Genomic DNA, 12,248 nt, shown 5'->3' with positions numbered 1-12,248 from the left:
CGGAAAACCGCTTCACACTTTGCGCAAACGCGGCCCTTCGGGTCCGGATCATGCCCTAGCGCCCCATCGCCCAGACCGCGGCCATCGCGATGACGATCGCCACGAACTGAAGCAGCACGCGCCAGCGCATCAGCTTCTGCGAAATGTCGGGCGAGCCGCCACGCATCATGTTGACGAGGCCGAGCAGCAGCACCAGCGCAACGGCGCCGACCGCGATCGGCAGGATGAAAGTACTCAGGATAGATGCCATCTGAGGGTAGATAACACCCTGAGCGGCGGTCCGCTATCTCCCCCGCCGTCATTCCGGGGCGATGTGAAGCATCGAACCCGGAATCCCATTCCTCCAGTTGCGTTGCGGCCCGATGGATTCCGGGCTCGCGCTTCGCGCGCCCCGGAATGACAGCGCGGCGCTTCGCGATCTGGCTTTTAGGCCAATAATATCAGATGCTAGCGGAATGATTTCCGATTTGCGCCAATTGCCTGCTCATCTCACCTCTCTCCGCAAGCGGGCAGAGCAAGGCAGCAGTGTAGGTGGCGCGTGAAAGCCATCCGCACCATCTACGTCGTCGTGGAGGACGCGTTTTACACGTTCCTGGCCGACGACGGTTGGGCAATCGCGAGCCACATCGCGCTGTCGACGCTGATGGCGCTGTTCCCGTTCCTGATCGTGCTGACCTCGCTCGCCGGTTTCTTCGGCTCCAAGGAGCTTGCCGACCAGGCCGCCAGCCTGATGCTCCAGGTCTGGCCCAAGCAGGTCTCCGATTCGATCTCGGGCGAGGTGCACGACGTGCTGACCACGACCCGCTCCGGCGTGCTGACCATCGGCGCGGCGCTGTCCGTCTATTTCGCCTCCAATGGCGTCGAGGCGCTGCGGGTCGCGCTCAACCGCGCCTATGCCGTGGTGGAGATGCGGCGCTGGTACTGGCTGCGTCTGGAATCGATCGGCTACACGCTGGTCGCCGCCTTCACCGCGCTCGCCATGGCGTTCCTGATCGTGCTCGGACCTCTGCTGATCGAGGCAGCGCGACGCCACATCCCGCTGTTCGTCGAGTCGAACGAGAGCATTCTCACCTGGCTGCGCTACGGCATCACCATCGCCGCACTGGTGGTGGCGCTGTTCATCCTGCACGCCTGGCTGCCGGCGGGACGGCGCAGCTTCTTCCAGATCCTGCCCGGCATCGTGTTCACGATGGTGGCGTCGCTGATCTCGGGCGTCGTGTTCGGCCAGTATCTGGCGCGCTTCGCCAACAACTACGTGACGATGTATGCGGGACTCGCCTCGGTCATCATCGCGCTGGTGTTTTTGTATTTCATCGCCGCGATCTTCGTTTACGGCGGCGAGCTCAACGCCGCGATCATCAAGTCGCGGCTTCCTCACGGCGTCTCGCTTCAAGCAGCGCAGTCGCTAAGGCCCGAGGCGACACAGGCTTGATCAGGAAGGCGTCGGCGCCGGCCTCACGCGAGGCCGCCTCGTCCTCGCCGCGGCCGGACACGCCGATGATGGGGATCTGAGCCAGCGGCGCCGGCATGGTGCGGATCCGCCTGATCGCCTCGACGCCGTCGATGCCCGGCAGCACCATGTCCATCAGCACCGCGTCGAACGCGCCCTGCGCCAGCCGGTCGACCGCATCCTCGCCGCGCCCGACGAACTCGGCATGATGACCGAGCTCGGTCAGGATGGTGTTGAGCACGACGCGGCCGAACGGATTGTCCTCGACGCTGAGCACGCGCAGCGCCGCCATTGCATCCGCTTCACTGCCGTTCTTCGATTTGCCGGACCTGGGCGGCCCCGCCGCATCCAGCGACACGGTCAATGTGAAGGTGGCGCCGCCGCCGCGGCGCGGCGCGACGGTGATGTCGCCGCCCATCGCGCGCGCCAGTTGCTTCACCGAGGACAGGCCGAGCCCGGCGCCGCCGAAGCGCGAGGCGATGGTGACATTCGCCTGAGTGAACGGGCGGAACAGCCGCTTGATCTCGGCCATGGTGAGGCCGATGCCGCTGTCGGAGACCGAGAAGGCGACCCCGACCCTGCCCTTTGCCTTGTCGCTCTTCCTGCCCTTGGCGGGGCGCCAGGGCGCCACCGCGAGCGCCACGCCGCCGCGCTCGGTGAATTTGACGGCATTGTCGATCAGGTTCTCCAGCGCGGCGCGCAGCCGGACCGAGTCGCCGACCACGAGGCCCGGCAGCTTGCCGGAGATCTCGACCTCGGCCTGGAGGCCCTTGGCCGCGGCACGGCCCGCCAGCGAATCGCCGGCGCTGCGGGCGAGCGTCCTGAGGTCGAACAGGTCCTGACGCAGCGTGCTGCCGCCCGTCCCTGTTCTGGCAGCGTCCACGAACAGCGTGGCGAGGCTCGCCAGATGCTCGGCACCGGCCTTGATGGTGTCGGCCCAGCGCCGTTCCCGCTCGCCGAGATCGGAAGTCGCGAGCAGGTCGCTGATCGCGAGAATGCCGGTCAGGGGGGTGCGGACCTCATGGGCAAAGGCAGCGAGCGCGGCCTGGACCACGTCCGGCGCGTCCGCCTTGGCGCTGCGCTGACGCAGCCGGCCGGCCGTCCCGGACTGCTTCCGAGGCGGTGGCCTGGACATCCGCGTGGTGCGCGCTGGGCGCGTTTTCGCCGCCATAACTCCCCTTCGAAGAACGTCCTTCGAACCCCGGGCTCACAGCAAGAATGGCACGGCGGAACACCTGGAGTCACGGCGGCGTTTGGCTAAACCCCAGAGAAACTTAACCTAATCCAACCAGCTGGCGGATACCGGCAGGTGTCATGCCGGCCGCGCGCAACTCGCGCAGACCGGTCGAGCGGTCCGACTTCGACAGCTTCCGCCCCTCGCCGTCGCGAATCAGGCCATGGTGGCGATAGACCGGTTCCGGCAGGCCGAGCAGGAGCTGGAGCAGGCGGTGGACCGAGGTGGCGTTAAACAGGTCCTGGCCGCGCACCACCTCGCTGACGCCCTGCAGGGCATCGTCGACGACCACGGACAGGTGGTAGCTGGTCGGGGTCTCCTTGCGGGCCAGGATCACGTCGCCCCAGGCCTCCGGCCGCGCCGGGACGATGTCACGCTCGTCGCCGGGCCCCTCGCCGAGCTCGTTCCAGCTCAGGCCAGCGACGCGGTGGCGGGCGGCGGCCATGTCCAGCCGCAGCGCGTAAGGCACGCCCGAGGCGATCAGCCGTGTCCGCTCATCGGCAGAGAGCGACTTCGCATCACCCGGATAAAGCGGAGCGCCGTCGGGATCGCGCGGCCACGGCCCGCTGGCCTCCCGCGCGGCGACGAGCCTGGCGATCTCGGCGCGGCTTTCGAACGCGGGATAGACGAGCCCGAGCGCAGTAAGTTTGTCCAGCGCGGCGCGATAGTCGGCGAGATGCTCGGACTGCCGGCGGACCGGCGTCTCCCAGGATATCCCGAGCCAGGCGAGATCCTCGTAGATCGCCGCCTCGAATTCCGGCCGGCAGCGCGTCGCGTCGATGTCCTCGATCCGCAGCAGCAGCCGCCCGCCGGTCTCGCGCGCGCGGTCGAAATTCAGCAGCGCGGAATAAGCGTGGCCGAGATGCAGCAGGCCGTTGGGGCTGGGGGCAAATCGGAAAACGGGTTGCATGAGTTCTCAGCTATTCGTCATTGCCGGGCTTGACCCGGCAATCCATCCTCCATGACTCTGTTACGATAGGAGATGGATGGCCGGGTCAAGCCCGGCCATGACGCCGGAAAGAGCTTGCCGAACTGCGATGACCATCCACCTCGAAAGCCAGTCCGATCTCGAAGAGGCCGTCCACGCGCTGATCAAGCGCGATCCGCGCCTCAAGCCCGTGTTCGAGATCGCGGGCATGCCGGCGCTCCGGCGGCGCGAGCCGGGCTTTACCGGGCTGGCCCACATCGTCTGCGGGCAGCAGCTTTCGACCGCGAGCGCGGCGGCGATCTGGGGACGGCTGTCGGCAGCGTTCGACCCATTCGACCATGACGCCGTGCGTCGCGCCCGCACCGACCGGCTGGGGCGGCTCGGCCTCTCCGCCGCCAAGATCAAGACGCTGAAGCATCTCGCGCGCGAGATCAATGCGCAGCGGCTGAACCTCGACGTGCTGGCCGAAGAGGACGCCGACGCCGCGCATCACACGCTGATCTCGTTGCCCGGCATCGGGCCGTGGACCGCGGACGTCTATCTCTTGTTTTGCCTCGGCCATGGCGATGCCTGGCCGGCCGGCGATCTCGCTGTGCAGGAGGGCATCAAGATTGGCCTTGGCCTGAAGGCGCGGCCGACCGAGAAGCAGATGGCGCCGCTCGCCGAACCCTGGCGACCCCTGCGCGGCGCCGCGGCGCATCTGTGGTGGAGCTATTATCGCGCGGTGAAGAAGCGCGAGGGTGTGCTCGCCGGAAATTAGCCCCGCAGCTGCTCGCGATCGGCGCGGGCGCATTCGGCCACGAAGTCGACCACGGCGCGCACCGCGGACAGCTCGACCAGATCAGGGTGGGCGAGCAGCCAGAGGTCGGCAACACTGACGAGCTTCTGCGGCGCGACGCGCACGAGATCCGGATAGCTCTCCGCGACGAAGCAGGACAGCGCGGAGATGCCAATCCCTGCGCGCACCGCCGCCAGCATGTCGCCCTGCGACGAGCAGCGCATCACGACGGTGCCCTGGCGCGTGATCGCATTGCTCCAGCGCGCCAGCTGCGCGTTGGAATCCTGATCGGCAAAGCCGATCACGCTGTGCCCCTTCCACTCGCCGCTGCGCTCCGGCAGGGACCGGCCGGCGGCATAGTCCCGCGAGGCATAGAAGCCGGTGCCGAGACGACCGATCTTGCGGCCGACCAAGTTTTCCTCGCCGCTGTCGACCGGCCGCAACACGACGTCGGCCTCCCGGCGGCGCACGCTGGCCGGAAACGGATGGGTGATGATCTCGAGCCGGATGTGATCATGCGCGCCGAGAAAGGACCGCAGCCGCGGCATCAGCCAGTGCGAGGCCAGCGTCGCGCCGATCGACAGCTTGACCGTGCCGCGCGCCTTGCGCCCGCCGGCGCCGACCGCGGCCTCGGCCCGGAGCGCGGCAGCCGCCATCGCTTCCGCATGCTCGCGCAGCGTCCGGCCGTCGGCGGTGAGTACGAAGCCGTCGGCGGCGCGCGCCAGCAGCTTGGTGCCGAGCTGCGCCTCCAGCGCCGCGATCTTGCGGCTGACGGTCGGGTGGCTCGCGTGCAGCCGCTTTGCCGCGGCGCTGAAGCTGCCGGTGTCGGCGACCGCGACGAAGGTCTTGCAGAGATCCCAATCCACCGCCGGCTCCGTTCAAACATGAATACCTGCTTGTTCAATATTGAACGATCCCCGCCCGTCGTCCAACCCTATAGTGGGGTCAAAGCGCCAAGGCGAGGACACTCCGCCGGCGCGACAGATCAACATGGAAGCGCTCACCATCGGCCGGCAGGCCGTTGACGCGTGCGTCGTCAGGAGGATCGGATGGCACTGCCCGCCCTGCTCAAGAACAATCTGGAGCTGCCCGTCGTCGGCTCGCCGCTCTTCATCGTCTCAGGACCGGAGCTGGTGATCGCCCAGTGCAAGGCGGGAATCGTCGGCTCGTTTCCCGCGCTCAATGCCCGTCCGGTCGAGAAGCTTGGCGAGTGGCTGAGCCGGATCGAGGACGAGCTTGGCGAATACAAGTCGCGCAATCCCGGCAAAAGGGTCGCACCCTACGCCGTCAACCAGATCTGCCACGCCTCCAACGACCGGCTGATGAAGGACATGGAGACCTGCGTGAAGCACAAGGCGCCCATCATCATCACCTCGCTGCGGCCGCCGGCCGAGATCGTCGAGGCCGCGCATTCCTATGGCGGGCTGGTGTTCCACGACGTCATCAACGTCAAGCATGCACGGAAAGCCGCCGAGCAGGGCGTTGACGGCCTGATACTGGTCTGCGCCGGCGCGGGCGGGCATGCCGGCACGCTGTCGCCCTTCGCGCTGGTGCGCGAGGTCAAGCAATGGTTCGGCGGCGCGATCCTGCTGTCGGGCGCGATCAGCGACGGCTTTGGCATAGCCTCCGCGCTGACGCTGGGCGCCGACCTCGCCTATGTGGGCACGCGCTTCATCGCCACGCAGGAAGCCAATGCCGATGAAGCCTACAAGTTGGCGCTGACGCAGCACACCGCGCACGATATCGTCTACACTAACCTGTTCACCGGCGTGCATGGCAATTACTTGGGACCCTCAATCGCCGCCGCGGGGCTCGATCCGGACAATCTCCCGGCCGCCGACAAATCAAAGATGAATTTCGGCTCCGGCGGCAACATGAAATCCAAGGCGTGGCGCGACATCTGGGGATCGGGCCAGGGCATCGGCCAGATCACCGACGCACCGCCGGTCGCCGAGCTGGTCGACCGGCTCAAGGGCGAGTTCGACCAGGCCCGGCAGGATTTCCTGATGCGCGCCAGCGCCTGACGGCTCAGACTGACGGACAAGAACAACGGGAGGACACAATGAAGCTGGCAGCCGCACTGATCGGCCTGTCGTTGCTGACGCTCGCGACCGGAACCGCCGGCGCCGAAGGCAGCAACGAGATCCGGATCGGTCAGACCCTGCCCTATAGCGGCCCGGCCTCGGGCTTCGGCGCGATCGGACGGACGCAGGAGGCGTTCTTCGAGAAGGTCAATGCCGAGGGCGGCATCAACGGCCGCAAGGTCAAGTTCATCACGCTGGACGACGCCTACTCGCCGCCGAAGACGGTGGAGCAGACCCGCAAGCTGGTCGAGCAGGACGAGGTGCTGATGATGTTCGGCTCGCTCGGCACCGCCACCAACAGCGCCGTGCAGCGCTACCTCAACGGCAAGAAGGTGCCGCAGCTGTTCGTGCTCTCGGGCGCGACGAAATGGGCAGTCCGCAGAAATATGCGTGGACCATGCCCGGCATGGCCGCCTACGAATCCGAGGGCGTGGTCTATGCCAAGCACGTGCTGCGCACGAAGCCTAGCGCGAAGATCGCCATCCTGTCCCAGAACGACGATTTCGGCCGAGACTATGTCGCCGGCTTCAAGCGCGCGCTCGGCGAGAAGGCCGCCAGCATGATCGTGGCGGAGCAGACCTACGAGACCAGCGCGCCGACGATCAGCTCGCAGCTCTCGACCCTGAAGGCCTCCGGCGCCGACGTGCTGTTCGGCGTCGTGCTCGGCAAGTTCACCTCGCAGATGGTCAAGGGTGTGGCCGAGATCGGCTGGAAGCCCGAGCTGCTCTTCGTGCCGACCTCGGCCTCGTCGATCTCGTTCCTCGAGCCGGCCGGGCTCGACAACGCGGTCGGCCTGATCTCGTCGAGCAACCAGAAGGACACGATGGACCCGCAATGGGCCAGCGATCCCGGCGTGAAGGAATACTTTGCCTTCATGAAGCAATACATGCCGAACGCGGACCTCTCCAATTCCAACTACGCGGCCGGCTACCACTATGCGACACTGCTGATGACGGTGTTGAAGGCGTGCAAGGATGATTTCAGCCGCGACAACATCATGCGCCAGGCCGCTTCGCTCAAGGAGGTGAAGCTGCCCCTGCTGCTGCCGGGCATGTCTGTCACCACCGGCCCCGACGACTATCTGCCGTTCCAGCAGCTTCAGCTCCGCCGCTTCAACGGCAAGAGCTGGGTCGGATTCGGCGACGTGCTGGACGATCGCTAGACTCGAGCGCGAAAAGGGACACGCCATGATCATCAGCGGTGAACGCCGGATCGGCCACGACGAGATCCAGGCCCGTATCAGGCGCGCGGCGAGCGGTATCCGCGCCCTTGGCCTTGTCGAAGGCGCACCGGTTGCGATGATGCTGCGCAACGATTTCGCGCTGTTCGAGGTGGTCGCGGCCTCCGCCGCATTGGGCAGCCCGGTGGTGCCGATCAACTGGCACCTCAAGGCCGAGGAGGTCCGCTACATCCTGACGGATAGCGGTGCGAAGATCCTGGTCTGCCATGCTGATCTGCTGCCGCAGATCCGCGCGGGCCTGCCCAAGGATGTCCGCCTGCTCGTCGTCGCGACGCCGCCCGAGCTCGCGGCGACCTTCGCCGTTCCGCCCGAGCTGACCCAGGTCCCGGCGGGACTGACCGATTGGGACCCCTGGCGCGATGGCCATCCGGAAGATCAGGCCCCGCCGCGCCGTGCCGCGGCAATGATCTACACGTCGGGGACCACGGGCATGCCGAAGGGCGTGCGGCGCATGCCGATGCGGCCCGAACAGGCGGCCGCCTCCGAGCGCGTCGGCGCGATCGCCTATGGCATCAAGCCGCGCGACAACCAGGTCGTGCTGATCAACGGCCCGATGTACCACTCGGCGCCGCACTCCTACGGCATGCTGGCGTTCCGCAGCGGCTGCACCATCGTCCTCCAGGCGCGGTTCGACGCCGAGGAGCTGCTGGCACTGATCGAGCGCCACCGCGTCACGCATATCCACATGGTGCCGACCATGTTCGTCCGGTTGCTGCGGCTGCCCGAGGACGTGAGACAGTGCTACGACCTCTCCTCGCTGCGTTTCGTGGTGCACGGTGCCGCGCCCTGCCCGCCCGAGGTCAAGCGGGCCATGATCGATTGGTGGGGACCGGTCATCAACGAATATTTCGGCTCGACCGAGACGGGCATTCCGGTGTGGCACTCGGCCGAAGAGGCGCTGAAGAAACCGGGGACCGTCGGCCGCGCCATCGAAGGCGGCATCGTCAAGATTTTTCGCGACGACGGCAGCCTCTGCGGCGTCAATGAGGTCGGCGAGATCTACATGCGCCAGACGGCGGTGCCGGATTTCGACTATCACGGCAAGGCGCAGGCGCGGGCCGAGGCGGGACGCGACGGCCTCGTCAGCGTCGGCGACGTAGGCTATCTCGACGAAGACGGCTATCTGTTCCTATGCGACCGCAAGCGCGACATGGTGATCTCAGGCGGGGTCAACATCTATCCCGCCGAGATCGAGAACGTGCTGATCACAATGCCCGGCGTGCGCGATTGCGCGGTGTTCGGCATCCCGGATGCTGAGTTCGGCGAGCGGCTGTGCGCCTGCATCGAACCGGAGACAGGTGCGCAGCTCTCCGCTGCCGCGGTGCAGGCCTTCCTGCGCGAGCGATTGGCAAACTTCAAGGTGCCGAAGGAGGTCCAGTTCCTGGATGCGCTGCCGCGGGAGGCAACGGGGAAGATCTTCAAGCGCAAGCTGCGCGATCCCTACTGGGCGAACCGGACCTAACGGGAGGCGAGCGAACAGCGTTTAAAACTATGTTGCTGTTGCAAATCCCGCACGCGTGACCGATTGAGATCCCGGGACGGGCATGAGCCGGGATCGACATCATGACAGCCTCCGACTTCATCGTCGCACGGGACGATTTCGAAACCTGCAAGACGATCTCAACGACGCTTCCCGCAGCCGACGCGCTGCCGCTAGATGCGCTGCTGGTGAAGGTCGACCGCTTCGCCTTCACCGCCAACAACATCACCTATGCCGTGCTCGGCGACACCGTGAAATATTGGGAGCTGTTTCCCGCGCCAAAAGGTTTTGGCACTATTCCGGTGTGGGGCTTCGGCGATGTGATCGCCTCGCGGCATCCGAACGTGCCGGTCGGCGAGCGCCTGTTCGGCTACTTCCCGATGGCGACGCATCTCGTCATCGAAGCCGCTGACGTCAGCAAGCGGGGACTGCGCGACGGTGCCGCGCACCGGCAGAACGTAGCGCCCGTCTACAACGCCTATGCGCGCGTCAGTGGCGATCCCGCCTATGCCGGACGGCAGGGTGACTACCAGGCGCTGCTGCGGCCGCTGTTCATGCTGTCGTTCCTGGTCGACGATTTTCTCGCCGAGAACGACGATTTTGGCGCGCGCACCGTGCTGCTCTCGAGCGCATCGAGCAAGACCGCGTTCGGGCTCGGCCATCTCCTGCATGCGCGAGGCCGCAAGGTGATCGGGCTGACCTCATCGGGCAATACCGCTTTCGTCACCTCGCTCGGCTGCTATGACGAGATCGTCACCTATGACCGCGTGGCATCGCTGCCCTCGGACACGCCGGTCGCCTTCATCGACATGGCCGGCAACAGCGCGCTGCGCGCCGGACTGCATCGGCATTTTGGCGACCAGATGAAATGCTCGATGCGCGTCGGCTTGACGCATCGCGCCACCGATTCCGAGGAAGCCGCCCTGCCCGGCGCCAAGCCGCGCTGGTTCTCCGCGCCCGAGACGATCCGCAAACGCGCCAAGGACTGGGGCCCGGGCGGCATCGAGCAGCGTTTCGGCCGGGCCTGGTCGGGCTTCGCGCCGACGCTCGACCAGCGCCTGACCGTGATAGAGAGCCGCGGCCCGGACGCCGTGCGGCAGGTCTATCTCGACACGCTGAAGGGGCGCATTCCGCCCGAGCAGGGCCACATGCTCTCGCTGCTCGGGTAAATCGCTTTTGGCATGGGCTGATCCGGTATAGCGTTCCTCTCAAGGGAAACGCCAAAGACGGCCACGAGGTCGCGCATGCTGGATCGTACGAAGGATATTGCTGCCTCCGCGCAGGCCTGGCTCGATGAATTCGAGCGCACGCTGGGAAAGCCTGACCGCGAAGCGCTCGACCGCCTGTTCGTTGCCGAGTGTTTCTGGCGCGATGTGCTGGCGCTAAGCTGGAACCTGCAGACGATCGCTGGACGCGATGCAGTTGCGCAATCTCTGACCGTGCTCGCGGCCAAGGCGGCTCCCACCAACTTCAAAATCGCGCCGAACCGCGCGCCGCCGCGCTGGGTGATGCGCGCCGGCACCAACAACATCGAAGCGATCTTCAATTTCGAGACCGCGCTCGGCCGCGGCAGCGGCATCGTGCGGCTCGTGCCCGATGCCGCCGATGGCGATCGGCTGAAGGCGTGGACGCTGCTCACCGCGCTCGACGAGCTCAAGGGATTTGAGGAGCAACTCGGCACATCGCGGCCGCGGGGGCAGGCCTATTCGCGCGATTTTCGCGGACCGAACTGGCTCGACCAGCGCAACGCCTCGCGCGACTATGCGGACCGCGATCCGACCGTGCTGGTGGTCGGCGGCGGCCAGGCCGGGCTTGCGATCGCGGCACGGCTGAAGCAGCTCAAGATCGACACGCTGATCGTCGATCGCGGGTCGCGGATCGGCGACAATTGGCGCAAGCGCTATCACGCGCTGACCCTGCACAATCAGGTGCAGGTCAATCATATGCCCTACATGCCGTTCCCGCCGAGCTGGCCGGTCTACATCCCCAAGGACAAGCTCGCCAACTGGTTCGAAGCTTACGTCGATGCGATGGAGCTGAATTTCTGGACCGGCACCGAATTCGAGGGCGGCGCCTATGACGAGCCGGAGGGCCACTGGACGGTGACGCTGCGCAGCGCCGATGGCAGCAAGCGCACCATGCATCCACGCCACGTGATCATGGCGACCGGCGTCAGCGGCATCGCCAACATTCCCGACATTCCGACCCTCGACAATTTCAAGGGCACGCTGCTGCATTCCAGCCGCTACGAGGACGGCGAGAACTGGACCGGCAAGCGCGCCATCGTCATCGGCACCGGCAACAGCGGCCACGACATCGCGCAGGATCTTCATTCCAGCGGCGCCGAGGTGACGCTGGTGCAGCGCTCGCCCACGCTCGTCACCAATATCGAGCCCTCGGCGCAGCTGGCTTACGCGACCTACAATGAAGGCACGCTCGAGGACAACGACCTGATCGCGGTCTCGATGCCGACGCCGCTCGCGAGGAAGACCCATGTGATGCTGACCGAGCAATCGAAGCAGCTCGACAAGGAGCTGCTCGACGGTCTTGCTCACGTCGGCTTCAAGCTCGATTTCGGCGAGGCCGGCACCGGCTGGCAGTTCAAATACCTCACCCGCGGCGGCGGCTATTACTTCAACGTCGGCTGCTCCAATCTGATCGTCGAGGGCGCGATCAAGCTGAAGCAGTTCTCCGACATCGAAGGCTTTACGGCCACGGGCGCACAGATGAAGGACGGCACGATGATTGCCGCCGATCTCATCGTGCTCTCAACCGGCTACAAGCCGCAGGAGTACCTCGTGCGAAAACTGTTCGGGGATGCCATCGCCGACCGCGTCGGCCCGGTCTGGGGCTTTGGCGATGGCTTTGAATTGCGCAACATGTATGCGCGCACCAGGCAGCCCGGCCTGTGGTTCATCGCCGGCAGCCTCGCGCAGTGCCGCATCAACTCGAAATATCTCGCGCTCCAGATCAAGGCGATCGAGGAAGGGATTTTGGCGCGTGAGGTCGGCACGGCTTGAGCAGCACCGTCATTGCGAGCGTAGCGAAGCAATC

The 12,248-nt window shown here is 66.1% G+C and carries 10 protein-coding genes and 1 pseudogene; 7 read left to right on the top strand and 4 right to left on the bottom strand.

Annotated elements, in window-relative coordinates:
• Positions 1 to 55: 55 nt before the first annotated feature.
• Entirely contained in the window at positions 56 to 250 is a 195-nt protein-coding gene (locus AAFG16_RS04520; RefSeq protein ID WP_283083697.1) for a twin transmembrane helix small protein, read from the bottom strand.
• Between the two features lie 288 nt (positions 251 to 538).
• On the opposite strand from AAFG16_RS04520, the gene AAFG16_RS04515 reads away from it, so the two are divergent.
• On the top strand, positions 539 to 1,432 hold the full coding sequence (locus tag AAFG16_RS04515; protein WP_283083696.1) for a YihY/virulence factor BrkB family protein: 894 nt from the start codon (positions 539 to 541) through the stop codon (positions 1,430 to 1,432).
• Here the strand turns inward: AAFG16_RS04515 and AAFG16_RS04510 are convergent.
• Together AAFG16_RS04510 and gluQRS are read right to left on the bottom strand one after the other, a co-directional pair.
• Positions 1,359 to 2,621, bottom strand: coding sequence for an ATP-binding protein (locus AAFG16_RS04510; RefSeq protein ID WP_283083695.1), 1,263 nt, complete (start codon positions 2,619 to 2,621; stop codon positions 1,359 to 1,361). The genes AAFG16_RS04515 and AAFG16_RS04510 overlap by 74 nt on opposite strands.
• A gap of 103 nt (positions 2,622 to 2,724) precedes the next feature.
• Complete coding sequence (gluQRS, locus tag AAFG16_RS04505; RefSeq protein WP_342737628.1) at positions 2,725 to 3,594, bottom strand: tRNA glutamyl-Q(34) synthetase GluQRS; 870 nt, start codon at positions 3,592 to 3,594, stop codon at positions 2,725 to 2,727.
• A gap of 127 nt (positions 3,595 to 3,721) precedes the next feature.
• Between gluQRS and AAFG16_RS04500 the strand changes: the two genes are divergently transcribed.
• Positions 3,722 to 4,372, top strand: coding sequence for a DNA-3-methyladenine glycosylase 2 family protein (locus AAFG16_RS04500; RefSeq protein ID WP_283083693.1), 651 nt, complete (start codon positions 3,722 to 3,724; stop codon positions 4,370 to 4,372).
• On the opposite strand, the gene AAFG16_RS04495 is transcribed toward AAFG16_RS04500, so the two are convergent.
• Positions 4,369 to 5,256 carry a LysR family transcriptional regulator gene (locus AAFG16_RS04495; protein ID WP_283083692.1) on the bottom strand — a complete coding sequence of 296 codons (888 nt, stop codon included), beginning with the start codon at positions 5,254 to 5,256 and terminating at the stop codon, positions 4,369 to 4,371. The genes AAFG16_RS04500 and AAFG16_RS04495 overlap by 4 nt on opposite strands.
• A gap of 183 nt (positions 5,257 to 5,439) precedes the next feature.
• On the opposite strand from AAFG16_RS04495, the gene AAFG16_RS04490 reads away from it, so the two are divergent.
• The 5 genes and pseudogenes from AAFG16_RS04490 to AAFG16_RS04470 all read left to right on the top strand — a co-directional run bounded on the left by AAFG16_RS04490 (position 5,440) and on the right by AAFG16_RS04470 (position 12,214).
• The gene (locus AAFG16_RS04490; RefSeq protein ID WP_283083691.1) at positions 5,440 to 6,414 is read left to right on the top strand and encodes a nitronate monooxygenase family protein; all 975 of its coding nucleotides are present in this window, start codon (positions 5,440 to 5,442) and stop codon (positions 6,412 to 6,414) included.
• 38 nt (positions 6,415 to 6,452) lie between these two features.
• Positions 6,453 to 7,636, top strand: a pseudogene (locus tag AAFG16_RS04485) (ABC transporter substrate-binding protein).
• A gap of 25 nt (positions 7,637 to 7,661) precedes the next feature.
• On the top strand, positions 7,662 to 9,176 hold the full coding sequence (locus AAFG16_RS04480) for an acyl-CoA synthetase (protein ID WP_342737626.1): 1,515 nt from the start codon (positions 7,662 to 7,664) through the stop codon (positions 9,174 to 9,176).
• Between the two features lie 101 nt (positions 9,177 to 9,277).
• Positions 9,278 to 10,363, top strand: a complete 1,086-nt coding sequence (locus AAFG16_RS04475; RefSeq protein ID WP_342737624.1) for a DUF2855 family protein — start codon at positions 9,278 to 9,280, stop codon at positions 10,361 to 10,363.
• Between the two features lie 75 nt (positions 10,364 to 10,438).
• On the top strand, positions 10,439 to 12,214 hold the full coding sequence (locus tag AAFG16_RS04470; protein WP_342737622.1) for an NAD(P)-binding domain-containing protein: 1,776 nt from the start codon (positions 10,439 to 10,441) through the stop codon (positions 12,212 to 12,214).
• Positions 12,215 to 12,248 lie beyond the last annotated feature (34 nt).

The sequence above is a fragment of the Bradyrhizobium sp. B117 genome (genome assembly GCF_038969555.1).
Lineage (GTDB): Bacteria > Pseudomonadota > Alphaproteobacteria > Rhizobiales > Xanthobacteraceae > Bradyrhizobium.
Note: the sequence above shows the minus strand (reverse complement) of the source record. Positions and strands in the feature narration are given on the sequence as shown.

Coding starts and splice junctions, on each gene's coding strand:
- AAFG16_RS04475 (WP_342737624.1), top strand. CDS start 9,278: ATGACAGCCTCCGACTTCATCGTCGCACGGGACGATTTCGAAACCTGC.
- AAFG16_RS04490 (WP_283083691.1), top strand. CDS start 5,440: ATGGCACTGCCCGCCCTGCTCAAGAACAATCTGGAGCTGCCCGTCGTC.
- gluQRS (WP_342737628.1), bottom strand. CDS start 3,594: ATGCAACCCGTTTTCCGATTTGCCCCCAGCCCCAACGGCCTGCTGCAT.
- AAFG16_RS04520 (WP_283083697.1), bottom strand. CDS start 250: ATGGCATCTATCCTGAGTACTTTCATCCTGCCGATCGCGGTCGGCGCC.
- AAFG16_RS04500 (WP_283083693.1), top strand. CDS start 3,722: ATGACCATCCACCTCGAAAGCCAGTCCGATCTCGAAGAGGCCGTCCAC.
- AAFG16_RS04470 (WP_342737622.1), top strand. CDS start 10,439: ATGCTGGATCGTACGAAGGATATTGCTGCCTCCGCGCAGGCCTGGCTC.
- AAFG16_RS04480 (WP_342737626.1), top strand. CDS start 7,662: ATGATCATCAGCGGTGAACGCCGGATCGGCCACGACGAGATCCAGGCC.
- AAFG16_RS04510 (WP_283083695.1), bottom strand. CDS start 2,621: ATGGCGGCGAAAACGCGCCCAGCGCGCACCACGCGGATGTCCAGGCCA.